Source organism: Acinetobacter sp. LoGeW2-3, assembly GCF_002688565.1.
In the GTDB taxonomy this organism is placed as follows: Bacteria; Pseudomonadota; Gammaproteobacteria; order Pseudomonadales; family Moraxellaceae; genus Acinetobacter.
Window position 1 is genome coordinate 2682154 of record NZ_CP024011.1, and the last position, 23717, is coordinate 2705870.

Here is a 23717-nt window from a genome sequence, read left to right on the forward strand (position 1 = left end):
TGTAGAGCAAAATGAAAATATTAGCAGCAGCCTATGTGCTGACCATGAATCATCAAAATGAATGTATCAAAAATGGGGCAGTGTTGCTTGATGGAGACAAAATCAAAGCCGTTGGCACCAAAGCTGAACTGACCCAGCAATATCCCAATGTGATGGTACATGATTATCCTAAAGCCTTGCTCATGCCTGGCTTGATCAATACGCACTGTCATTCTGGGCTCTTAAGGGGTACTGCGGAAGGACTGCCTGTCTGGGACTGGTTGCAGCAGTTTATTGATCCTATGCATCGTGTTCTGCTACCCGGAGATGCCAAGGCTGCATCCTATCTCTGTTATGCAGAAGCATTACTCTCCGGTACCACAACCATCGTAGATATGTGGCGTTATATGGATGGCAGTGCTGAGGCGGTAAAAGACTTAGGAATTCGTGCTGTTCTGGTGCCTTATGTAGCTGAGCATCCAGACCATGACTATTTTGAAACCCTAAAAAGCAATGAGGCATTGATTAATCGCTGGCATCAACAAAATCATGGGCAAATTCAGGTTTGGGTCGGTTTAGAACATTTATTTTATGCAGAACCGCATGCGCTAAAACGGATTCAAAGCTTATGTCAGGATTATCAGACGGGTTTTCATACTCACAGTAATGAGAGTCAGTTTGATGTTCAGGAAAACTTACGCCGTCATGGGGCACGTCCCATCCAAACCCTGGAACACCTAGGTTTGTTAGATTTACCGCAAACCCTCCTTGCACATTGTGTCTGGGCAGATTCGACTGAAATTCAAATTATGAAACAACACAATGTCGGCGTTGCCCATAATCCAATTTCCAATATGAAACTGGCTTCGGGTGCAGCGCCTGTGCTGGAGATGCTCAAACAGGGAATTGCAGTAGGCTTGGGTACAGATGGTGAAAAGGAAAATAATAATCTGGATATGTTTGAAGAAATGAAAACGGCGTCCTTATTGGCGAAATTCTCTACTTTAGATGCCGCAGCGTTGGATTCATTATCTATTTGTCAGATGGCGACGCGCACTGGTGCAAAAGCCTTAGGTATGCAGAATCAGATTGGCAGTCTTGAATTAGGTAAATTAGCAGACATCATTGCTGTGAATATAGCGACACCACGTATGACCCCATTGGTCGATGAAGGTCGACTCTTCAATTTATATACCAATCTGGTGCATGCGGTTCAGGGACAGGATGTGGTGATGACCATGGTCGGCGGTAAAATTGTGGTTGAAGATGGAAAATTGCTGAATGCAGATTTGCAAAGCTTAATTGATGAAGTGAATCGAGTGACGCCTTTACTCTTTGAACGTCGTGACACATGGATGGCGCAAAAAGGAAAAGCCGTCAATGAGTTAAATCGGAATACTGTTGAGGAAACTGAATAAATAGATTAAAAATAAAATTCGCTATGTTGTAGTAAATATAAAGAAAAACTAAGACGATTGGACTTATCATTGATGAATAAGTCCAATTTCAATAACCAAAGATTCAGATCTCATGACAGCGCTTTGTAGAACTATTCAAGGAACAGATTACACCGCCATTTATGTGGTCGGGGACCTGCACGGTTGCTATAACTTACTCATGCAAGAGTTAGAAAAAGTCTGCTTTAATTTTGAGACCGACTTACTGATTTGCACCGGTGATCTGGTGGATCGTGGCCGTGAAAACCTGGAATGTGTATCACTGTTGGATCAACCCTGGTTTTGCAGCGTTCGCGGCAATCATGAGGAAATGTGCATCAAAGGTCGCGATGATGTCTGGATGCAGGAGATGCATGCTCGTAATGGCGGCGAGTGGTTTTATCTCTTGCCAATAGAAAAACAGGATCAATTAAGCGATATTTTCTTGGCACTTCCCTTAGTGATTGAAGTCCAGCTAGAAGATAAAAAGATTGGCATTCTGCACGCTGATATTGATATCCATGAATGGAACCGGTTTAAGAAAAAAATTGACAAAGGTGAGCGGAAACTTCCGGGTTTAACTTCAGCCTATGCCAATGCTTTATGGGGCAGAGGGCGCATCAGGAATCATTCTTATCGCTATAGAACAGTCAAAAACATTGATGAAATTTATTTAGGGCATACTATTGTGAATAGACATACCCAGATTGATAACTGCCACTATATTGATGTCGGTTCTTCTTATACGCAGAGGCTGTGTATCGTCAAAATTAAATAAGTTTAAGCACGATAAGAAAGAAAGTTTTCATTCGAAATATAAAGCCATCTCATTCGATGGCTTTATCACATGCTGATTAATAGGTTTTATAAGGCAGGAATTTGCCAGACAATACCACATTGACTCGGTCACCATTCGGATTTTCCTCACGCTGAATGTCCATGCTGAAGTCAATCGCACTCATAATGCCGTCACCAAATTCTTCATGAATCAGCTCCTTAATGGTGGAGCCATATACATTCACCACTTCATACCAGCGGTAAATCAGAGGATCTGTAGGAACGCTGGTTGGTAAAGAGCCTTTATAAGGCACAATTTGCAGCCATGCGACAGCTTCATCACTCAGGTCAAAAATCTGACCAATTTTCTCTGCCTGTTCTTTATTAAATGCCATTTGCCCAAGACATGCAGCCGTTACCCATTCTTTAGAAAGACCAATTTCCTTGGCGACATCTGCCCATTTAATTGACTTTAAAACTTTCGCTGAAATGATCATGTCAGTTACTTGTTGACGATGGGTAATCATAAAAAATCTCCAGAATATTTTTAAAATAGATTTATGTGAAATTTCAACAATGCAGTTCTCATGCCAACAATAGCTTTGGCATGAGGGTTAAATAAAAAATAAAGAATTGAATGATTTTTATATTATTTGTGGCACAGCTTTTGCTTCATTAACCACAAACGTGGCAATGGCGCCATAACACAAATTACCTGTTCTAATATTTAAGGCAACGACGCCTAAGGTTTAAAGGACCTTAGGCGTCGTTTTGTTTAAAGAACGGGTTCAGATTTAGAAATAATGAGGACGACCATATGGCATATCTTGCTCCTGCAGAATTTGCAAAAAAAGTAGTAGATGCTGGTGAAGCCAAGCTTCATATGGCAACGCGTGATGTTTTGATCCGTGCATTTATGGCGGGCGCGATTTTGGCCTTGGCAGCAGTATTTGCCATCACTATCGCCGTTCAAACCGGGTCACCATTAATTGGTGCATTACTGTTCCCAGTCGGCTTCTGTATGTTGTATCTATTGGGCTATGACTTACTAACAGGGGTATTTGTACTAACACCACTGGCTTGGTTAGATAAACGACCTGGTGTCACATGGGCGCGTATTCTAAAGAATTGGGGTTTAGTATTTGCGGGTAACTTCACCGGTTGTTTAGTGGTAGCAGTACTGATGGCCGTGGTTTATACCATGGGTTTTGCAGCAGATCCGAATCCAGTCGGTGAAAAAATTGCCCATATTGGTGAAGATCGTACACTAGGTTATGCAGCTTATGGGTTGTCAGGCTGGATGACCATTTTTATCCGTGGCATGTTGTGTAACTGGATGGTGTCATTGGGCGTGATTGGCGCCATGATGTCGACTACAGTGAGCGGTAAATTTATCGCGATGTGGATGCCAGTAATGCTGTTCTTTGCGATGGGCTTTGAACACTCTGTCGTGAATATGTTCCTGTTCCCATTCGCCATGATGATGGGTGGTGACTTCTCGATTGCTGACTACTTCTTATGGAATGAACTTCCTGTCGCTTTGGGTAACTTAGTGGGCGGTTTATCTTTAACTGGTCTAGCGCTCTATACGACTCATGTTCGTACTGGTGCAAAAAAAGAATTTTAATCATTCACCATTTTTAAAGGGATCAATTTGATCCCTTTTTGAGTTTTTAGCATGAAAAAAATATTAAAAGTCAGTATTGGGCAATATTCTACTGCCGGGATTAAAGAGCAGAACCAGGATTTCTATGGCATATATCTGCCTGAAGGCCATGTGCTGAAGCAAAAAGGCATTGCTTGCGTCATGGCTGATGGGATTGGTAGCAGTAATGTCAGTCATATTGCCGCAGAAACCGCTGTCGGCGGTTTTTTATCTGACTATTATTCTACTTCGGATGCCTGGAGCATGCAGACTTCCGCAGAACGGGTAATCCGCGCAACTAACTCATGGTTGTATGCGCAGACCCAGCAAAGTCAGGGACGTTTTGATAAAGACCGGGGCTATGTATGCACCTTATCTGCACTGATTTTAAAACAGCAACAAGCTCATATTTTTCATGTGGGGGACAGCCGGATCTACCGAATCCGTAATGGAGAAATTGAATTACTCACCCACGACCATCGGGTCTGGTTATCTTCAAGAGAGCATTATCTTAGCCGTGCTTTAGGTGCCGATTATCGGATAGAGATCGATTACCAGAGCATTGAACTAAAAGAAAAAGATATCTTTTTACTCATGACTGATGGGGTTTATGAATTTGTCACAGATCAGCAATTATTAGATCTAACTTTAGCAGATGAAGATTTAAATCATCTTGCCAAAACTTTAGTTGAACAGGCCTTAAAACAGGGCAGTGATGATAACTTAAGTCTTCAGGTGCTCCATGTAGAGCAATTACCTGAACTAGATCAGTTTTATATTCAGCAGGATTATGTATTTCCACAACAGCTCAGCAAAGGTGAAGTTTTTGAAGACTATGTGATTGATAAAATATTGCACCAAAATCATCGCAGCTGCCTGTATTTGGCACATGATTGCCAGCAGCAGCCATTGGTCATAAAAACTTTGGGGGTTGATTTACAGCAAGATGAAAATGCCGTAGAGCAGTTTCAACTCGAAGATTGGGTATCTAAACGTCTAAAACATGAAAATCTGATGCAGTGTTACGGACATAACACAGAGAAAAAATATTTATTCCAATGCTATGAATATTTACAGGGAGAAACCCTGGATCGCTGGCTGCATCGCCAGAAAAAACCTTTACAACTCGAAGACATTTTACCCATTCTGCAACAAACGGCTTTGGCTTTAAATGCAATGCATCGACTGGAGATGCTGCACCAAGATGTTCGTCCAGAAAATATCATGGTCTTAAACAATGAAAACAGCATTAAAATTAAGTTGATTGATTATGGTTCAACGGCGGTACGTGGCCTGGCAGAAGTTAATCCACAGCATGCCAATCGTCCCTTAGGCACATTAGCCTTTATGGCACCGGAGTATTTTATTGATGCTGCACCTTCAGTTCGCTCTGATCAGTTTTCTCTGGCAGTGATGAGTTATTATTTGCTTACTCGACAATTACCGTATGGTACCGATCTGGTGCGTTGCCAAAGCTTAAGCCAACAGAAAAAAGTTCAATATCATTCTATTCAGAAATATCGGCCTGATTTACCCATATGGTTAGATAAAATCTTAGGCCAAGCGCTGAGTATTGAACCGACACATCGTTTTGAGGCATTGTCTGAACTCATTCATAATCTGGCGCATCCTTCCAAACAGTTATTGAAGACTAAACCAGCAGCCATCATCGAACGTGATCCTTTACGTTTTTGGCAAATAAGTTGCGCCGTATTAGGGCTATTATTTCTTTTGAGTATTGCTTGGCCATTTATTTAAGTAGATAAGATAAAACCCTACTAAAAGTTAAAAGTAAATAGCTATGTTTTATGCCAAATAGACTATTAGATTGAATGTCAAAATTACCGCAATCAATCAACAACCAGAAAAAACAAGAACAGTATGTTCGTTGCTTAAATGAGCTTTTATGATAAGGCAATAATGACAAGAAAGCAGGGAACCAAGATGTCTGCTCAAATTTTACGGTCTATCGTGAGTACTGTAATGATATTGGTATTCACTGGATGCATGTCATCTTCTAAGTCTCTGATTATAGACAGTTATGGTCCTCAACCTCATCTGCCTGAACCCAAATCAAGCCTGTTTCCTGTCGTCAATATCGCACCTGCCAAAGGCTGGCCCGTAAATACAATGCCTACACCGGCTGCAGGTTTAAAAGTACAAGCATTTGCCAAAGATCTTCAGCATCCGCGTTGGCTTTATGTCCTGCCGAATGGAGATGTATTAGTGGCTGAAACCGATGCACCGCCTAAGCCTGAGGATAGCAAGGGAATTAAAGGTAAAATTATGAAACTGGTGATGCAAAGGGCGGGATCATCTTATCCAAGTGCCAACCGTATCAGCCTGCTACGAGACAGCAATCATGACGGTGTCGCGGATCAAAAAACCATATTTCTGCAAAATTTAAATTCTCCCTTTGGTATGACACTTGTAGGGAATACGCTGTATGTGGCTAATACTGATGCTTTAGTGAGCTTTCCTTATCAATCAGGTATGACCCAAATTAAATCAAGTGGTCGTAAAGTATTGGATTTACCCGCTGGTCCTTTAAATCATCACTGGACTAAAAACGTAATTGCCAATCCTCATGGTACTAAACTTTATATTACAGTCGGTTCAAACAGTAATGTGGCAGAAAATGGACTGGATCAGGAAAAAGGACGAGCGCTGATCATGGAATATGATATTGCCAGTTTTCAAGCTCGGCCATTTGCGACTGGCTTACGCAATCCGAATGGAATGGATTGGCAACCTCAAAGTGCAGCGTTATGGACCGTCGTCAATGAACGAGATGAAATCGGCAATGATCTGGTACCTGATTATATGACCTCTGTAAAAGACGGCGCTTTTTATGGCTGGCCATATAGTTATTATGGACAACATGTCGATTCACGGGTAAAACCGCAAAATCCTGAGCTGGTTGCACGTGCGATAAAACCGGATTATGCATTGGGCAACCATACGGCATCACTGGGTTTGGCCTTTTATAAGGCTGCATTAATACCTCAATATCGCGGTGGTGCACTGATTGGCCAGCATGGTTCCTGGAACAGAAAACCCCATAGTGGCTATAAAGTGGTTTTTATCCCGTTTAGAAATGGGCAACCTTCTGGTCAGCCACAAGATGTGCTGACTGGTTTTTTAAGCAAGAATGGAGAGGCATTTGGAAGACCCGTTGGTGTAACTGTGGATTTATTAGGCGCAATATTGGTCGCTGATGATGTAGGGAATGTGATTTGGCGCGTATCACCGAGTGAAAGCACTCATTGATAATCAAAAAAAGGGCTAAAGATACTCGTCTGCAGATTTTGAGAAATAAATATAATGATGGAAAGGGGATGGAAAGGGTTTGAATTTGAAAAATAATGAGTAAAATAAAAGCCTTATAGTCTCTCCCAAAACTATAAGGCTTAGCGGCTGTAGTCTCTTCTTTTATCACTTACCATCCGAGTAAGTTCGCTGTCTTTCGACTTTATTATCGTTATTATGCGGTTATTATCAGCTTTCCTTGCTGACTCTTTATGTGAAAGATAATGTCAAAAATATTGATATTAGGAAATAGGGTAATTGCTCTAATCTGTGTAAGTAATATCTTACAAAAAATAACACTTTTAAACAAAAGTAAACATTAAATGAAAGTTCTTGTAAAAAAGCTCTGTTTCAAGCCATATTTCGGTTAGCATGTTGGTGATTTTTATTAATTTATCCTAAACTAAATTCAAAACTTTTAAGATACAATTTCTTGATCAAACAATCAGAATTGCTATCTTATATACGGAATCACTTAACAAATTAATAGCAGTCTATACTCATTGTTTTCAACCGGTGCTCGATGCACACACGGTAAAACCTGTTGTGTTGGATGATCAACAGCCAGTCGCCAGAGGTGTCCTAGACCTAAATTTACAGGATGTGCATCTGGTTTAGGCTGATAATGCAGATCAAAGAAATATTCTGCGAGAAAGGCTTCGAAATCAGCTTCAGGTCCATCATGTAATTGTTTGAGTTGTGCTCTAATTTCTGGAATCAAAACTTTTTGCTCAACCTGGTCATTGGGCAAAATGTCACTTGCAGCCCCATGATAGGTACATAAAAATGTATCCGTTTCGATGGGCGAACGGTCCACATGATAGGAATAGACATCGGTTGAAATGAAGTCGAGCTCATCATCCCGTTCATAGCATTTCAGCAAATTCAAAGAAGGAGAAGCGCCGTAGTCAGTTAATAACTGCATATCTTTTAAAATAATTTCTCTGGCTAGATGACCATTTTCAGAAAGCTGAAGTGCCAAAAGATCCTCAATAGACACTTCGGTCATGTTTTCTTTTAACTCTAATTTAGCGACAATTTCTTTAAAATCACCCAGCAAATTTCTAGACCAACAAATGGCGTTCATCTCACCTTGAAAATTTGTATGAACAAGTTCAAAAAAATTTGAAACTACGCCAATTTGATTATTGCCAGCAAATGTATTCGCCATCTGAGAATGAAGTCACTTTTAAACCGTGCCCAATAATACACTTAGATGTTGAGAAGGGAAGAATGATGCACGACATAAATTAGAAACTTAATCTTCCTATTTGCTTCTAGAGAACCTTCATATATTGAGCATTGTCAGCAGATTTGGTATTTCCGGCACTGTATCGCAAGATGAATAATCATATACAAAATTTTAAATTAGAAACAGAATAATCATTTTAAAATTAAGTAAATACGCGCAGTATAATTTTGAGACAGATCGTCCAGTGTATTTCTAAGCAAGGAATGCCTCATGAGTGAATCACATCAGCACGACCATAGTCATTTTGAAGTATCAGAAAAAAATGCAAAAAAACTATATCTGGCACTGGGGTTAACAACAACGTTTTTAATTATTGAAGTGATTGCAGCAGTCATTACCCAGAGCCTGGCGTTACTTTCAGATGCTGCACATATGCTGACAGATACAGCGGCATTGGCTATTGCCCTGGCTGCAATAAAAATTGGGCAAAAACCTGCAGATGACAAACGCACTTTTGGTTATCAACGCTTTGAAATCCTGGCAGCATTATTTAATGCCGTCATGCTATTTGCGGTCGCGATCTATATTCTGTTTGAAGCCTATCAACGATTTCAGCATCCCCCTGAGATCCAGAGTATTGGCATGCTGATCGTGGCAATATGTGGTTTGGCAATTAACCTGATTTCAATGAGTATTTTAGCCTCAGGAAGTAAAGAAAGCCTGAATGTCAAAGGTGCTTATCTTGAGGTATTGAGTGATGCCATAGGATCTGTCGGTGTCATTATTGGCGCCATTCTGATTTATTACACCGACTGGATGTGGATTGATACGGTGATTGCAGTATTGATTGGATTCTGGGTGCTGCCAAGAACCTGGATTTTGTTAAAGCAAAGTACCAATATTTTACTAGAAGGCGTACCAAAAGAGATTGATATTGAAAAATTAAGAAATGATTTACTCAGTCTGGAAGGTGTACAAGATATTCATGAGTTAAAAGTTTGGGCGATCACATCGAAAAAGATTATTTTAACGGTACATTTGATTGCACCCCATGCAGATCCAAAAAGATTACATGATGAGGCTTTTCACATGCTGCAGGATAAACATCATATTCATGAAATCACATTACAGATTGAAGATGAACATTGGCATGATCACCACCATCAGCATTAGGCGTATTAATCATTAAAAGCATTAAGCAAGCCACTCGAGAGAAACCCCTTAAAGTGAATTTTACTCAGCTTTAACTGAATTTATATCGTTTTACTCATGTTTTGATTCACGCTTAAATACAGCCATACAGAAATTTAGTCTTTATGTTAAAAATTTAGGGTTGTGAATCTCCATGAGTAATAAATTTGCATGTTCAATAAAACGTATTCGTTTTGATGAGAACTACGAGCCAGCAAACAATACACGCTTAACCACTAACTTTGCCAATTTGGCGCGTGGCGAAAGTCGTCAAGAAAACCTTCGTCGTACTCTAACGATGATCAATAATCGCTTTAATAGCTTGGCGACTGTCGATAACCCTAAAGGTGATCGCTATTCACTTGAGATCGATATCATCTCTGCTGAAATTGATATTGAAGGGAATGGTCAAACCTTCCCATTTATTGAGACCCTCAAAAGCACCATTATCGATCATAAAACGGGGGAACGTATTGAAGGTATGATCGGTAATAGCTTTTCTTCCTACGTACGTGATTATGACTTTAGTGTGGTGCTTCCTGCATTGGGCTGTAAGTTTAATGAAATGCCTGAAGACTTTGGTGACTTGCATGGCAAGCTGTATTTGCATTTGGTGAACTCTAATGTGTTTAAAGCAGAATTTAAAAAGCAGCCAGTAATTTGTCTGAGTATTTCAACCACTAAAACTTATTACCAAACTGCAAATGTACATCCGATCTTAGGTGTGGAATACACCAATGATGATTACTCTCGTACAGATGCATATTTCGCCAAAATGGGTTTAAGTGTACGTTACTTCAAACCTCAAGGTGCTAACGCACCACTGGCATTCTACTGTGCAGGTGACTTGCTACGTGACTACACCGATTTTGAACTGATCAGTGCCATTAGTACTATGGAAAGCTTCCAACGCATCTATCGTCCTGAAATCTATAACACGAATTCACCTGCAGGTGTTGTGTACCAACCCAGCTTGAGCTATGGCGATTATTCATTGACGCGTGTTGTCTATGACCGTGTTGAACGTGGTGAATTGGCTGTGAAACAAGGGAAATGGACAGAAGAAAACTTTATCAAGCCATATAAAAACATTCTTGATGAATGGGCTACAAATTTTAAAGTAGAAAAAGCTCAGCCAGACCAAGCTGCTTAATACACCAGATTAATTAAAGATTTACGAAATTAAAGAAAGAAGATTAGATATGGCACTTTTACTCCCGACATCGACAGCAGGCAGCTTACCGAAACCCTCTTGGTTAGCAGAACCTGAAAAATTGTGGTCAGCATGGAAACTTGAAGGCGAAGAACTGCTTGAGGCGAAACGTGATGCATTGAAATTGTCTTTACACGAACAAGTATGTGCAGGCATTGATATTGTGAGCGATGGTGAACAAACTCGTCAGCACTTTGTAACCACCTTTATTGAGCATCTTGAAGGAGTGGATTTTAACAAGCGTGAAACCGTGCGAATCCGAAACCGTTACGATGCCAGCGTGCCATCTGTGGTTGGTGAAGTGTCGCGTAAAAAAGCAGTCTTTGTCGATGATGCCAAATTCTTACGTAGCCAAACCAATCGACCGATCAAATGGGCATTACCTGGTCCAATGACTATGATTGATACACTGTACGATGGTTATTACAAGAGCCGTGAAAAACTGGCGTGGGAATTTGCCAAGATCCTGAATCAGGAAGCGTTGGAACTCGAAGCGGCAGGGGTTGATATCATCCAGTTCGATGAACCTGCATTCAATGTGTTCTTTGATGAAGTAAATGATTGGGGCGTGGCAACTTTAGAACGTGCACTTGAAGGTCTGAAATGTGAAACAGCCGTGCATATTTGCTACGGTTATGGCATTAAAGCCAACACAGACTGGAAAAAGACCTTGGGTTCAGAATGGCGCCAGTACGAAGAAGTTTTCCCGAAACTGCAAAAATCCAAGATTGATATCGTGTCCTTAGAATGCCAAAACTCACGTGTGCCGATGGATCTGATCGAGCTGATTCGTGGCAAGAAAGTGATGGTCGGCGCCATTGATGTCGCAACTAATCAAATCGAAACAGCTGACGAAGTGGCCGATACATTGCGTAAAGCACTGCAATTTGTTGATGCAGATAAACTCTATCCTTCCACCAACTGTGGTATGACACCTTTATCCCGCAATGTTGCACGTGGCAAGCTTGAGGCCTTAAGTGCAGGTGCTGCCATTGTTCGTCAAGAGCTGAGTGCTTGACACAAAGTGGGGCTAAAGCAAAGTAACGCGAATGATTCATGCTTCATTCGCCCACACTTGAATCCAAGCACGTCCTATATACATTTGAGATCAAAGAGATGATTGAAGCAACAGATTTTAGAAATGCAATGTCTTTATTGACGACTGCCGTGAATGTTATTACCACACACAGTACAGCAGGGATGCATGGCTTTACTGCATCAGCGGTATGTAGTGTCACCGATACACCGCCGACATTGCTGGTCTGCATGAATCAATCCTCTCGTTCTCATGCACATTTTATTGAAAATAAAGTGCTATCCGTGAATGTACTCAGTACACAGCACGAACAGCTCTCCAATGCTTTTGCTTCAAGCAAATTCAGTTCGAAAGAGCGCTTTAAACTAGGTAATTGGACTACACTTGAAACAGGTTCACCTGTATTAGAAGATGCTCTAGCGAGTTTTGACTGTCAGATAGAAGAGATTCAAAACGTCGGCACACACAGTATTTTTTTATGTCGTGTTGTAGCGATTAAACAAAGTCAGCAAGAGGAAAGCTTAGTTTACTTTAATCGCGCCTATCATCAGGTTGGTGCGTTAGAGACAGTTTAATGAGAGCAAGCGAGCTGTATGGTAGATTTAAGTGAATTTAATTCACTTTGATGAAATAAAAATGAAATTTTCACATCTTTCATGCTCAATCTTGTATTCTCGTAAGACAGGTATTGCTTCTCCTAATAGTTTGGAACCTTCATGATTGAACTACGACACTTAAAGACACTTAGTGCAATCCGTGAACATGGCTCTTTAGTCGCGGCAGCAAGTGATTTATGTTTAACGCCGTCTGCAATATCACATCAACTGCGTGAGTTGGATCAGTGGTTTGGTGTGGAAGTGGTGAATCGTAAGACACGTCCGATTAGTTTTTCCAATGTAGGATTACGCTTATTGAAGTTGGCAGATGAAATCTTGCCTCAAGTTCAAATTGCGCAAAGTGATATCACCCGTATTGTTCATGGTCAAACAGGACGCATTATTTTTTCTTCAGAGTGTCATAGTTGTTTTGACTGGCTGATGCCACTTTTGAATCAATACCGTAGCCAGTATCCTGATGTGGATCTGGACTTTGCCTCTGGCTTTGAAGCGAATCCACATGAACTTCTACAAACAGGCGAATTTGATCTGCTGATTACTGCTGATCCAATTGCGCTTAAAAGTATCGAATATTTCCCAATTTTTGAGTATGAATCACGATTAGTATTATCGAATACTCATCCATTGGTGCGTGCCAAAGATATTACAGTGCAGGAATTGGCTGAAGAAACTCTGATTACCTATCCTGTAGACAAACATCGTTTGGATATCATGTCACGTTTATTTATTCCGGCGAACATTCTACCTAAGAAAATTCGTACCACTGATTTAACCCAAATGTTGATCCAGCTGGTTGCAAGTGGAAGAGGGATTGCAGCATTGCCAGATTGGGTGGTAAATGAATATGAGCAGAAAGGGTGGGTGACTTCACGTCGTCTGAAATGTGTTTCACCTGAAGGGTTGCGCCGTACTTTATATGCGGGCTATAGAACTGAAGAAAAACAAAAAGACTATTTTGAAGGATTCTTGAAGCAGTTGGATCGGTTCTCTAAGAAACGGAATCATTATTACGCTTAAGGTCATCTCTGGAATAACGATTTATCTATTTATAAAAAATTAAAACAGCCATTTGCTGTTTTAATTTTCAATATTTCCATTAACTTAAATTGATATAATGAATCATTCTGACTGTAGAAAGTCATGAATTTATTGTAAGAAACGAGTTCGCAGCTAATGTATTAGATCGTAAAAGATAAATTGCCATTTGGCACTAAAGCACATTCATGACTGATATAACTAGCTCAATCGATTCATTTTTATAAAATAAATGAATATACATATAAAAAAACTTGATTAAATAACTTTTTAGTGTATAGTTAACTTAACTAGAAAAAAGTCTTGTTTCGGTAAATCTTCTTTAAGTATCGTAGTTTTAGTCATAATCCTCCGTTTTTTCAGATTTTAAGTCTCATTCTTTATTATTTCAAAGTTACAACCATTCAATAAATTGGCTAAAAATTATTAAAAATTAGTAGGATATATTATGTCAAACTCAAATGTTGTTAAAGGTACTGTAAAGTGGTTCAACGAAACTAAAGGTTTTGGTTTCATTCAACAAGAATCAGGTCCAGATGTTTTTGCTCATTTCAGCGAAATCGCGAGTTCAGGTTTCAAAACCTTAATTGAAGGTCAACAGGTTGAATTTAGTGTCGCTCAAGGTCAGAAAGGACCAAATGCTGTAAATATTGTTGCTATCTAAGTAAGAATAAGCAGTAACAAAAAGCACTTTCGAGTGCTTTTTTAAACTTTAAAATTTGGTTTTCAAATTAAAAATTATCTAAAAATAGGATGTAAGTTGTTAAAAATAAATGATTTAATTGCAAAATCTAAAAATGGTACTGAAATTATTGTTTCATTAATTCCTCTCAATAAAATGCAAAATACACGTCAAGGTTTTAAACGAGTCGAAGTAGGTAAGAGAGTTCTTCTTGAGTCTGGCATCGAAGTTGATTTAAATCTGGACGGTCGTACATTTTATACTTCTCTCAATCAGTTATTTAAATTAAATCATAAAGTGATTTAGATCTTAAATTTATAAATATCAATAAATTATGTTGGTTTTTCTACTTAAATTTTATTCAGGGTATATTTATGCTTAAACACAGTCTCAGCGTGAAAGATCAGTTTGGGGTTAAACACACGATTCAGGCAACGGTGGATCAACAGTTTGTTAACACGCAATCTCATTCTAATATCAAACATATCACCGTTGATGGTGAAGATATTCGACCTAGTTTTGAAATGTTTTTCCAAAGCACCTTGAGTGGGAAAATTTTTAAAATCTTATAAATAATAGTTTGTATTAAACCATTACTTGTTCGCTGAGGTTGTTGTGAAGACGATATCTAGCGATGGCAGCAAGTGGAAAAAGGAAGAGATTTTAAAAACTAAAATCTCTTCTTTTTTATTAATTTTCAACTTGCGCTTTAGCTGCAATATTACTTTTATAAATAAAAAACAGCGCAATGGCTAACAATATAATTGCCGCTAGTCTTGATCCATCTAAAGGGATCACTGGGTTATTCAACCATCCGAAATGGTCGATGAGCAGACTCATTAATAACTGGCCACTAATAACAGCGACAGTGGTGGCAGCAGCACCCAGTCTAGGCATCGCAAATACAATAGTGAGCATATAGGCTACGCCAAAAAATGCACCTGTTAATTGCCATCTTGGGGCGGTGAATAAATTCAATGCATGGTTTGGCTCAAGAAAGAAAGCAATTAGAAAACTGACTAGAGCACCTAAGACAAATGTCAGCCATGAACTTTCCAGCACACCAACTGTTGCACCCAAACGACCATTAATTGAAGATTGAGCACATAAAACAGCTCCGCCAAACATAACGACGAATAACATTAGATAAATCATGGGGAAGCTTCCTTATTGAATAAGCCATAATGCAGCGAGAATAGCCACCAGTGCGCCAATACGATATTTATCTACAGCCCGTTTTCGACTGCCTAATAAACCCCAATGATCAATAATGAGACTGGTCAAAACCTGGCCAAACAAAATACCGACCATGGTAAGACCAACACCAATATGCGGCGTCGCTACCGTTAAAGCTACGACATATATAGGTCCTAATATACCGCCAGTCAGTTGCCACCGGGGTTGCTTGAACATCAGGGAGAGTTTTGGACGGCTAAAGATTAGCCCCAAGGTTAAGAGCAGTGAGCCTATGGCGAAAATTCCTAAGGTCGCCCAGAAATGGCCAATTTCTTCTCCGAGTGGACCCAGTAGGCCTGCTTCAACAGATAACCCCATACCTGCAAGCACGACCAATGGGAAAATCCACAACTGTTTCATACATGATTTCCAAAGAAACAAAGCAGGAAATTATATTCTTTTATTTAAAAGCTACAATTCAGCAATTTTTCAAAACATAATTGCTATTATGACAATAATAAAATGATTCAACGTACATTCAGGGACAGATCGGATATGCAACTCAATGCGCTACGCTATTTTGTGATGGTGGCAACCACAGGCAGTTTTTCTGCTACAGCAAAACATTTTCAGGTGCCATCCTCTTCAGTATCCCGATTTATTTCTAAACTTGAACAGGAAGTCGGGCAGCAGTTGTTTTATCGCAATACTCGCTCTGTTCGGCTGACTGAAATAGGGGAAAAGTACTTTGTGCAAATTAAGGAAATACTGGATACACTGGATTTGGCCAATGAAGAAATTTCAGGCAAAAATGCAATCAGAGGATTAATTCGTATCAATACGGCGGTTGCACTGGGAAGGCTGCATATCGCGCGTATTGTAAATAAACTGTATGAGCTCTATCCCGATCTTACAGTCGAGTTGATTTTGACGGATACCTTTATTGATCCGGTACAAGAAGGCGTTGATATTGCCATACGCATTGGTTCCTTACAGGATTCAGCATTAATTGCACGAAAGATCTGTGATCAGCACTACGTCCTGTGTGCGAGTCCTGCATATCTTGAGAAATATGGAACCCCGCAATCCCCAGCAGAGATTCAGAATCATCAGTGTCTTGTATATAAGGGCGTCTCTGGAACTCAACGCTGGTATTTCCGTCAGCAGGATCAGGACAAGCCAATTTTGATAGAGCCACAAGGTCCTTTGATGAGTAATAACGCAGAAGTCCTGGTAGATGCTGCATTGGAAGGACGGGGGATTGTATTATTTCCAACCTGGATTTTTACAGAGAATTACTTCAAAACCCATCAACTGGTTCAACTTCTTCCTGACTGGATCAGTACAGTAGAGCCTTATTCTATAGGGATCCATCTTGTTTCTCCGGAAAATAGAATTCGTTCACAAAAAGTAAGAGTAGTCCTAGATTTCATTTTAAAAGAAATTGGAGACCCACCTTACTGGGATAATATTCTTAAGCTTTAAATTTTTATGTTTCAGTTATATCCATTACTTGACTAATGTCAGTCTCTTAATCCCCGATTACAATTGTTTGGTTTAGGAAACAGGCTGACGACTGATTAATTCAGAGCACTAATCCGTTTATTTTCTTAAGGAAGCAATAGTTTGTGGAATAAACGGTTGTTTTTTTTGAATATAATAAATATATGATCATGATATTGATAACAAAAAAGAGATTTTACCTTTTAAATGATGATCAAGAGCTATTCGCAACCAAGTCATCCTACTTGCTTATAATTAAGTTTAAGCTCAGCAAGGGGAGCCGGTTTAGCAAAATAAAACCCTTGAAAATAATCACATTCATATTCTCTAAGAAACTGGGCTTGAGCAGGGGTTTCAATACCTTCAGCGACCACTTCTAGTCCGAGTTTATGTGCCATCACAATAATGGCGGCAACAATAGCACCATCCTTTTCATTTTCCGGTAATTGTTCGATAAAGCAGCGATCAAGTTTTATCTCATCAACAGGTAAAGTGCGTAAGTAACTTAGACTGGAGTATCCGGTTCCAAAATCATCGACAGAAACTTTGATACCTAATTCTCGAATTGCTTTTAGTATTTCTAATGAACGGTCAGCACCCGCTATTAACATCGTTTCAGTGACTTCAATTTTTAATAATTCAGCCTGTAGTTGAGTGTTTTTCAACGTTTCTTGTAATTCATGCAAGAAGCCTGTGCGCTTAAACTGTAAAGGGGAAAGGTTGACGGCTACACTCAGGTCAGCTGCATTTTCCTTATTCCACGCGACAAGATCCTGACACGCTTGTTGTAAAACCCATTGACCAATCGCTACAATTTGACCGGTTTTTTCAGCGAAGGGAATGAACTCTGCTGGAGATATAAAACCTCTTTCTGGATGCTGCCAACGGATTAAAGCTTCTACACTTTTTAATTGGCCTGAGTTTGCATCAATCACTGGTTGATAGAACAACCTAAACTGTTTTTCTTCCAGGGCAACCATGAGTTCATGGCGCATCTGCACGTAATCAATTTTTGGTGTGTTAGCAGAATGAGAAGCATACCAATTCCAAGTATTGCCACCTTCTTTTTTCGCTTCATTCATGGCATGGATCGCATGATGAAGAAATTGGGTAGACTTCTCTATCTCAGGGTCATCATCTGCAATACCAATACTCGCACTCATATGGATTTTATGACCGTCGATATCAAATGGAACTGATAGACTTTTTAATATTTTTTCTGCAATGACCGCGACTTGTTTTAAATCCTGATATTTATTCAGAAGAATGCCAAATTCATCCGCTGAAAAATGAGAAATGATATCTTCTTCCTGAAAGATCTGACGCAGACGATGTGCTACAGCCATTAGAAGTTGATCACCAATGAGGTATCCCAAACTGTGATTTAAAGGCTGGAAACCATCTAAATCAATATACATGACAATAAGGGAACGATCATTCTCATGTTGGATACAGAAAGCAGCCTCCAGTTGTTTTTCAAAGGTATTACGATTAATTAACCCTGTTAAACTATCATGGGTTTGCTGACGGGCGATATATTCACTATCTGCGCGCTGTTGCGTAATATCTTGCTGAATCCCAAGAAAATGGGTGCAAAAATTTTGATCATCAAAAACCGGTCCTACTATCAGATGGTTCCAGAACCAGCTTCCGTCTTTACGATAGTTTTTTAAGGTGGTTTGAATTTCTTGTTTTTCTTGCAGCGCGTTTCGTATTTTATCCACTGCTTCAGGATCAGTATCCGGACCTTGTAGAAAACGACAATTTTTACCGATAATTTCTTCTTTTTTATACCCAGTCAAATCTTCAAAAGCTGGATTCACATATTCAATTGCTTGGTCTGAGGTGGCATTCGTTAACATAATACCAAGAGGATTCGCGTCGACACTGCGTTTTAGTAAACGTAGCATTTCTTCGCTTTCACGCCGTTCGGTAATATCACGCGCAATACCAAATACGCCAACGACTTGTTGTGCCTGTTTGATTGGTAAATAGGTGAGGTCTAACCAATAACGTTCACCAGAAAAAGTGAGAGCCTGAATTTCCAGATACTGACTATTTCCCTTGGATGCTTGTTCAAATGCTGCTTGAGTTCTTTCTATAAATTCAGCACATATAAATTTTGAAAAATGAGCACCTAAAGTCTGTTCAAGATTAAATTTAGTCATACCTTCAGCAGCGAGATTGGCATCAAGGATAACCCCTTGAAGATTATGCTCAAATATCACATCTGGATGGTAATTAAAGAAAGAACCGTATTTATCATTAAGTGCCAGTTTTTGTTGTCGTTCTACATACAAATCCATACTGAGGGCAATTAAAGATGCTGCATGACGAATTAATTGAATATGTGTAGATGTTGGGCGTTTAGGAGAACGATAATAGGTCGCAAAGGTGCCATAGAGTTTCCCTAAGGCATTAATAATAGGAGCAGACCAACATGCGTGTATATTTTCGTCTTGAACCAGATATTGGAACGCTTGCCAGTTCGGATCAGTCGCTAAATTTTCACAAATCACCAGTTCTCGATGAAAAGCTGCTGCCCCACATGCACCCACATGTGGACCTATTTTAATATTAGCAATCCCTTCCTGATAGCGATTTGAAAAATGTTGCGCACCACTGACTAAATTTAAAGTTTGTTCTGTTTCCGAATACGACATGATGGATACCATTGAGTCAGGTATTCGGTTTTCTAGCCATTCACTAATCTTCTGAAATATGAGGTGTAAATCAGCATGTTGCCCAATTAAATTAAAGATTGATTGGGTGTCTAAATAACTTGCTGTTTGACTCATATGGCAAACTATCCTTGAGCTGTGCTATCTATTTGGACGGAATCTAAACAAAAATTACGTAAAAACTAGCCAAATATGAATTATCAATTCTACTTAAATAATATAACAGAAATACAATAATCATCGCCTATACTTATCTTAAAGTCTTATAAATAACAGGCTGTAAAATGAGCAATAAAGTCTTATAGTTACTCGGTATACTTGCTTTCACTTAATATTCAATATTTAACTTTTTTAAGTCTTGAAATTAAGTTATTCAGATTAATTCCTATTAATCTGCTAGCGCCGTCTTTACTAGAGATCTTTTCATCACAATAAAGGATAGTTCGTTTCAGTTTTTCAATTTGAAATCATTAATAGTAAGAATATCTAGAGGGTTATTCTCAGCAAAGAATATATTTCTGGTTAAAACAGGGAAGGGACTTTGCAGTTTTGATTAATCCATTTTCTATACTTAAGAGATTATAAATTCCATATTAGTAATATTTGAATTTCCTTCTATGTGTCCATTTAAAGATCTCTACTATGTCAATGTAGAGATCTGGGAAAATAATAAGTTAGAATTTAGTCTGTAAATATTCGATAAAGTCCTCAATTTTCTTAATGACATATAAGCAGACATGCAACGGACTTTGGCCATATTGTTGATATTTTTCTACTCTATATTTTGCTCTTTCTAAGAGAGCTATTAGGTAATCTATCGAACTCTTTAGAACTTTCTTAGGTTCTCGTTTAGAGTACAAGTAACTATTGATTTTTTCAAAAGGTTCATCATTTACCACTATCTCCAATATAGTGCGATTGATCTCTTTGCTTATTGATTCCTCAATATGTTCCAATTCATAGGAATGTAGAGCATCTGCTATCACTATTTGAAGGTTTTTCATTTTTTCTGATCAAATTTATTTAGATTGTGAAATTAATTTATCGCACGTTATAAGAAGTTAAGGAATTGATTGTACGGACTATTTTTATGTATTTTTGTAACTTTTAAAGCTTGGATGTGTTTTTTATTAAAAACACTCTAAATCTCAGAAATATTGGAATGATGTTTATAAAGAAAAATTAATTGGGATACATGGAAAAACTTAAGAAAAGATGATTTACCTACATAACGTAGAAGTTATGGCTACAGCAGAGATTCGTTCTTGGGATTCTCGGCGTGAAGACGATCGGTATAACTTTTTAGAGACATTTAATTTCCTTGTTCATCTTTTCCTAGATTTTTTAGTTTGGAAGTACCAAAAAGTAAAATCACGACGATTGCAAAAATCAGTACATGCCAGATAGATAGTCCTGCCATTTTTTTATTCCTTATTGAATCCATTTAAATTGACAGGCTTATATCAATATTAATAAATGACAAAATCATGAAACTTTGATGTCAATTTTATGACAAGGGTAGACAAGGAATATTTATTATTAAGTGTTTATGAAATATATATTTAAGCAGCTTTTTTAAGTTCAGATGATGCAGTCATCGGCTTAAACAGAATTCGAGTTATTTAATATTTTTGCAATATTTTCTTAATATTACTGACATATTTGAAATCAATACTGAGCTCCAAAAGAGATGTGGTGATCCTCATCACTACAGCATTTAAAAACGACGATAAGTCTTTATTGGAGCAAAAATGAAAAAAACTGCTATCGCACTTACCATTGGGGCAAGCATTTTAACACCTATGATTGCGTCAGCTGCAGACGTTAAATTATATGGGCGAGCACATGTCTCTCTCGACTACTTAGATGATGGTCAAGACTACCAGGAAGTTGGACTATCCTCTAACTCATCACGTTTAGGTTTTAAAGTTGAACAAAAAATTAATGATGATTTAAATGTTTTTGCACAAATTGAACAGGAAATCAGTTTCGCGAGTGGTGATCAAGACTCAAAAGCCATTAATTTTTCTACACGCGATACTTTCGTAGGGCTTAAAAATGATCAATATGGTCAACTACGTGTAGGTCGATTTGATAGCCCATTTAAAACTACACGTAGTCCAGTCAATCAATTTGGCGATATGATTGGCGATATTCGAAATGTGACACGTGTTGGTGACTTAAAATTCGATGAGCGAAATGAAAATACACTGGAGTATAAATCACCCAAATTTGCAGATGGCTTTAATGTACTCGCTGCAATTTCTATGAACAGTGGTAAAGAAAATTCCAAAACCGCAGATGATTCTGGTAAGGACGACAGTAAAGCATACGACCTTGCGCTGACCTATAAAAAAGATCGCATTGACTTTGCAGCCGCTTACCAGAATTTTGGTAAAAATTCAGCCAACACAGCAGCACCTACAGAAGAGACAGACTCGGAGCGAGATGCTTTCCGTATCGCAGGTTCTTATCAATTTACTGAAAGTTTAAACTTAGGTGCCTTATATCAAAAAGCGCAGTTTGAAGATACAGATCGCGGTCTAGATGCACAAGTTTGGGGAGTTTCAGGTGAATATAAATTCACACCTAAAACACTGCTACGCACTGAGTATTTTTACCGAGATGTCGACAGAGAGGATGCGAACACGAGTTTAATCGCCTTAGGCATGGAACACAAACTTGATCCTGCACTACGCTTATACGGTAATGTCGCAACCACACTGAATGATAAAAACGCCAACTTAACCCCTTGGAAAGAAGGTCGAAGTTTAGGTAATGGCGTTAGTGGATCAGCAGGTCAAGATGCGCTCGCGCTATCACTAGGTATGCGCTACGATTTCTAAACAACTAATACTGATATAAAAGGATACCCATCTAAGGTGTCCTTTTTTTTATTTAATAAATCATGGCATTGGACAGGTTCTTAGGCAGTCTTGTACCAGACATAGCGACTAGTAAAACTGCGTCTGATGATTTGATTTACTAACACATTATTTTCTGTACTACAGACTCAAAATATGACCTAATATTTTGAAAATATTGATTATTTATAATTAATTTCTTGCTGCAATAACTTTCATAAAACTTTAATAAATCTGCAACCTGCTTGTCATATTCAAAAATCAAAATGTTGGTATCGAAACAAGTCACACGCTAAAGGCGTAGCTAAATATAAAGAGAGATACTAAATGCGTTTAACAACAGCAATGACAACAGTGGCATTAATGGGAACTGTAGCGGCATGTGCAGCGAATGCCGCACGCGATACGATCCAGATTGCAGGTTCTTCAACTGTCTTACCTTATGCCAGTATCGTGGCTGAAGAATTTGGCAACACATTCCCACAGTTTAAAACCCCAGTAGTCGGTTCAGGTGGTTCATCTGCAGGGTTAAAGCAGTTCTGTCGTGGTGTGGGTGATAACACGATTGATATTGCCAATGCTTCCCGCCAGATCAAAAGTGCCGAACTCGCCGAATGTAAGAAAAATGGTGTCAATAAAGTTCTGGAAATCAAGATCGGTTATGACGGCATTGTCTTTGCCTCGAATGCCAAGAAAGCAGCTTATAAACTGCACCCACAACATGTCTTTGCCGCACTCGCTGCTGAAGTACCATCTAATGGCAAAATGGTAGCTAATCCATATACCCGCTGGAACCAGATTGATCCAGCACTTCCGAATGAACTGATCACGCTGGTCATCCCGGCTTCTAATCATGGAACGCGCGAAGTCTTCCAGGAGAAGATGGTGGATGCAGGTTGTGAAACGTACGCTGCAATTAAGTCTCTAGACAAAGATGCCCAGAAAAAAGCGTGTAGTACCTTCCGTAAAGATGGTCGGGTGATTGAAATATCCGGTGACTATACCGAAACCCTGGCACGCCTGAAAACATCACCAAATGCAGTCGGGGTCTTTGGGCTTGGTTTCTATGATCAGAACCGTGACAAGCTACGTGTAGCGACGGTAAACAATGTTGCTCCATCCGAGAAAACGATCCTGAATGGAACTTATCCGGTTTCTCGTCCATTGTACTTCTATGTCAAAGGTGAACACCTGAAATCAATTAAAGGTCTGCAACAGTTCACTGAATATTTCCTGAATAAAAAAGTATCGGGCAAAGGATCAAAACTGGAAAGAGCAGGGCTGATTGCCATGTCTGACAAGGAGCGGTCAGTGGTGCTGACAAACTTCAAAGCAAATAAGGCAGTTGTACTGAAGTAGGTAATGAAATGGCTGGGAGCAG

22 protein-coding genes and 1 pseudogene are annotated in these 23717 nt (G+C 39.1%); 16 read left to right on the forward strand and 7 right to left on the reverse strand.

Annotated features, from left to right (window positions below; all coding sequences use genetic code 11):
* The first annotated feature begins 11 nt into the window (after positions 1–11).
* Together BS636_RS12965 and BS636_RS12970 are read left to right on the forward strand one after the other, a co-directional pair.
* Positions 12–1397, forward strand: a complete 1386-nt coding sequence (locus tag BS636_RS12965) for an amidohydrolase family protein (protein WP_099339148.1) — start codon at positions 12–14, stop codon at positions 1395–1397.
* Between the two features lie 112 nt (positions 1398–1509).
* On the forward strand, positions 1510–2193 hold the full coding sequence (locus BS636_RS12970; RefSeq protein WP_099339149.1) for a metallophosphoesterase: 684 nt from the start codon (positions 1510–1512) through the stop codon (positions 2191–2193).
* A gap of 76 nt (positions 2194–2269) precedes the next feature.
* Here the strand turns inward: BS636_RS12970 and cynS are convergent, their stop codons facing one another.
* Complete coding sequence (cynS, locus tag BS636_RS12975) at positions 2270–2719, reverse strand: cyanase (RefSeq protein WP_099339150.1); 450 nt, start codon at positions 2717–2719, stop codon at positions 2270–2272.
* 290 nt (positions 2720–3009) lie between these two features.
* Between cynS and BS636_RS12980 the strand changes: the two genes are divergently transcribed.
* The 3 genes from BS636_RS12980 (at position 3010) to BS636_RS12990 (ending at position 7107) form a co-directional block, all read left to right on the forward strand.
* Positions 3010–3819, forward strand: coding sequence for a formate/nitrite transporter family protein (locus BS636_RS12980; RefSeq protein WP_099339151.1), 810 nt, complete (start codon positions 3010–3012; stop codon positions 3817–3819).
* A gap of 51 nt (positions 3820–3870) precedes the next feature.
* Positions 3871–5595: a bifunctional protein-serine/threonine kinase/phosphatase gene (locus tag BS636_RS12985; protein WP_099339152.1), complete on the forward strand. Its 1725-nt coding sequence runs from the start codon at positions 3871–3873 to the stop codon at positions 5593–5595.
* 186 nt (positions 5596–5781) lie between these two features.
* Positions 5782–7107: a PQQ-dependent sugar dehydrogenase gene (locus BS636_RS12990; protein ID WP_099339153.1), complete on the forward strand. Its 1326-nt coding sequence runs from the start codon at positions 5782–5784 to the stop codon at positions 7105–7107.
* Between the two features lie 514 nt (positions 7108–7621).
* Here the strand turns inward: BS636_RS12990 and BS636_RS12995 are convergent.
* Positions 7622–8317 (reverse strand): DUF1826 domain-containing protein, encoded by a 696-nt coding sequence (locus BS636_RS12995; RefSeq protein ID WP_099339154.1) that lies wholly within the window; start codon positions 8315–8317, stop codon positions 7622–7624.
* A 291-nt stretch (positions 8318–8608) separates the two neighbouring features.
* On the opposite strand from BS636_RS12995, the gene BS636_RS13000 reads away from it, so the two are divergent.
* The 8 genes from BS636_RS13000 to BS636_RS13035 all read left to right on the forward strand — a co-directional run bounded on the left by BS636_RS13000 (position 8609) and on the right by BS636_RS13035 (position 14684).
* Positions 8609–9511, forward strand: coding sequence for a cation diffusion facilitator family transporter (locus BS636_RS13000; protein WP_099339155.1), 903 nt, complete (start codon positions 8609–8611; stop codon positions 9509–9511).
* Between the two features lie 172 nt (positions 9512–9683).
* Positions 9684–10682: a putative oxygenase MesX gene (locus BS636_RS13005; protein WP_099339156.1), complete on the forward strand. Its 999-nt coding sequence runs from the start codon at positions 9684–9686 to the stop codon at positions 10680–10682.
* Between the two features lie 49 nt (positions 10683–10731).
* On the forward strand, positions 10732–11760 hold the full coding sequence (locus BS636_RS13010) for a methionine synthase (RefSeq protein ID WP_099339157.1): 1029 nt from the start codon (positions 10732–10734) through the stop codon (positions 11758–11760).
* Positions 11761–11858: 98 nt separating this feature from the next.
* On the forward strand, positions 11859–12353 hold the full coding sequence (locus BS636_RS13015; protein ID WP_099339158.1) for a flavin reductase: 495 nt from the start codon (positions 11859–11861) through the stop codon (positions 12351–12353).
* A gap of 141 nt (positions 12354–12494) precedes the next feature.
* Positions 12495–13412, forward strand: a complete 918-nt coding sequence (locus tag BS636_RS13020; protein ID WP_099339159.1) for a LysR family transcriptional regulator — start codon at positions 12495–12497, stop codon at positions 13410–13412.
* A gap of 466 nt (positions 13413–13878) precedes the next feature.
* Positions 13879–14094: a cold-shock protein gene (locus tag BS636_RS13025; protein WP_099339160.1), complete on the forward strand. Its 216-nt coding sequence runs from the start codon at positions 13879–13881 to the stop codon at positions 14092–14094.
* A gap of 96 nt (positions 14095–14190) precedes the next feature.
* A complete protein-coding gene (locus BS636_RS13030) occupies positions 14191–14418 on the forward strand; it encodes a hypothetical protein (RefSeq protein ID WP_099339161.1) in 228 nt (75 codons plus the stop codon).
* Between the two features lie 68 nt (positions 14419–14486).
* Positions 14487–14684 carry a hypothetical protein gene (locus tag BS636_RS13035; protein ID WP_099339162.1) on the forward strand — a complete coding sequence of 66 codons (198 nt, stop codon included), beginning with the start codon at positions 14487–14489 and terminating at the stop codon, positions 14682–14684.
* A 118-nt stretch (positions 14685–14802) separates the two neighbouring features.
* Here BS636_RS13035 and BS636_RS13040 read toward each other — a convergent pair whose 3' ends face one another.
* Positions 14803–15267 carry a DMT family transporter gene (locus BS636_RS13040; RefSeq protein ID WP_099339163.1) on the reverse strand — a complete coding sequence of 155 codons (465 nt, stop codon included), beginning with the start codon at positions 15265–15267 and terminating at the stop codon, positions 14803–14805.
* A 12-nt stretch (positions 15268–15279) separates the two neighbouring features.
* Complete coding sequence (locus tag BS636_RS13045) at positions 15280–15708, reverse strand: DMT family transporter (protein WP_099339164.1); 429 nt, start codon at positions 15706–15708, stop codon at positions 15280–15282.
* Between the two features lie 135 nt (positions 15709–15843).
* Here BS636_RS13045 and BS636_RS13050 point away from each other — a divergent pair, with 135 nt between their 5' ends.
* On the forward strand, positions 15844–16773 hold the full coding sequence (locus BS636_RS13050; protein WP_099339165.1) for a LysR family transcriptional regulator: 930 nt from the start codon (positions 15844–15846) through the stop codon (positions 16771–16773).
* A 254-nt stretch (positions 16774–17027) separates the two neighbouring features.
* Here the strand turns inward: BS636_RS13050 and BS636_RS13055 are convergent, their stop codons facing one another.
* From BS636_RS13055 to BS636_RS13065, 3 genes and pseudogenes are all read right to left on the reverse strand, one after another.
* Positions 17028–19589, reverse strand: coding sequence for an EAL domain-containing protein (locus tag BS636_RS13055; RefSeq protein ID WP_099339166.1), 2562 nt, complete (start codon positions 19587–19589; stop codon positions 17028–17030).
* Between the two features lie 557 nt (positions 19590–20146).
* Positions 20147–20476 carry a hypothetical protein gene (locus tag BS636_RS16490; protein ID WP_099339167.1) on the reverse strand — a complete coding sequence of 110 codons (330 nt, stop codon included), beginning with the start codon at positions 20474–20476 and terminating at the stop codon, positions 20147–20149.
* 314 nt (positions 20477–20790) lie between these two features.
* Positions 20791–20892 (reverse strand): annotated as a pseudogene (locus BS636_RS13065) (twin-arginine translocase TatA/TatE family subunit); the annotation flags it as partial.
* Between the two features lie 331 nt (positions 20893–21223).
* Here BS636_RS13065 and BS636_RS13070 point away from each other — a divergent pair.
* Together BS636_RS13070 and BS636_RS13075 are read left to right on the forward strand one after the other, a co-directional pair.
* Positions 21224–22318 carry a porin gene (locus BS636_RS13070; RefSeq protein ID WP_099339168.1) on the forward strand — a complete coding sequence of 365 codons (1095 nt, stop codon included), beginning with the start codon at positions 21224–21226 and terminating at the stop codon, positions 22316–22318.
* Positions 22319–22663: 345 nt separating this feature from the next.
* Positions 22664–23695, forward strand: a complete 1032-nt coding sequence (locus BS636_RS13075; protein WP_099339169.1) for a substrate-binding domain-containing protein — start codon at positions 22664–22666, stop codon at positions 23693–23695.
* Positions 23696–23717: the final 22 nt, after the last annotated feature.

Coding starts and splice junctions, on each gene's coding strand:
- BS636_RS12965 (WP_099339148.1), top strand. CDS start 12: ATGAAAATATTAGCAGCAGCCTATGTGCTGACCATGAATCATCAAAAT.
- BS636_RS12970 (WP_099339149.1), top strand. CDS start 1,510: ATGACAGCGCTTTGTAGAACTATTCAAGGAACAGATTACACCGCCATT.
- cynS (WP_099339150.1), bottom strand. CDS start 2,719: ATGATTACCCATCGTCAACAAGTAACTGACATGATCATTTCAGCGAAA.
- BS636_RS12980 (WP_099339151.1), top strand. CDS start 3,010: ATGGCATATCTTGCTCCTGCAGAATTTGCAAAAAAAGTAGTAGATGCT.
- BS636_RS12985 (WP_099339152.1), top strand. CDS start 3,871: ATGAAAAAAATATTAAAAGTCAGTATTGGGCAATATTCTACTGCCGGG.
- BS636_RS12990 (WP_099339153.1), top strand. CDS start 5,782: ATGTCTGCTCAAATTTTACGGTCTATCGTGAGTACTGTAATGATATTG.
- BS636_RS12995 (WP_099339154.1), bottom strand. CDS start 8,317: ATGGCGAATACATTTGCTGGCAATAATCAAATTGGCGTAGTTTCAAAT.
- BS636_RS13000 (WP_099339155.1), top strand. CDS start 8,609: ATGAGTGAATCACATCAGCACGACCATAGTCATTTTGAAGTATCAGAA.
- BS636_RS13005 (WP_099339156.1), top strand. CDS start 9,684: ATGAGTAATAAATTTGCATGTTCAATAAAACGTATTCGTTTTGATGAG.
- BS636_RS13010 (WP_099339157.1), top strand. CDS start 10,732: ATGGCACTTTTACTCCCGACATCGACAGCAGGCAGCTTACCGAAACCC.
- BS636_RS13015 (WP_099339158.1), top strand. CDS start 11,859: ATGATTGAAGCAACAGATTTTAGAAATGCAATGTCTTTATTGACGACT.
- BS636_RS13020 (WP_099339159.1), top strand. CDS start 12,495: ATGATTGAACTACGACACTTAAAGACACTTAGTGCAATCCGTGAACAT.
- BS636_RS13025 (WP_099339160.1), top strand. CDS start 13,879: ATGTCAAACTCAAATGTTGTTAAAGGTACTGTAAAGTGGTTCAACGAA.
- BS636_RS13035 (WP_099339162.1), top strand. CDS start 14,487: ATGCTTAAACACAGTCTCAGCGTGAAAGATCAGTTTGGGGTTAAACAC.
- BS636_RS13040 (WP_099339163.1), bottom strand. CDS start 15,267: ATGATTTATCTAATGTTATTCGTCGTTATGTTTGGCGGAGCTGTTTTA.
- BS636_RS13045 (WP_099339164.1), bottom strand. CDS start 15,708: ATGAAACAGTTGTGGATTTTCCCATTGGTCGTGCTTGCAGGTATGGGG.
- BS636_RS13050 (WP_099339165.1), top strand. CDS start 15,844: ATGCAACTCAATGCGCTACGCTATTTTGTGATGGTGGCAACCACAGGC.
- BS636_RS13055 (WP_099339166.1), bottom strand. CDS start 19,589: ATGAGTCAAACAGCAAGTTATTTAGACACCCAATCAATCTTTAATTTA.
- BS636_RS16490 (WP_099339167.1), bottom strand. CDS start 20,476: ATGAAAAACCTTCAAATAGTGATAGCAGATGCTCTACATTCCTATGAA.
- BS636_RS13070 (WP_099339168.1), top strand. CDS start 21,224: ATGAAAAAAACTGCTATCGCACTTACCATTGGGGCAAGCATTTTAACA.
- BS636_RS13075 (WP_099339169.1), top strand. CDS start 22,664: ATGCGTTTAACAACAGCAATGACAACAGTGGCATTAATGGGAACTGTA.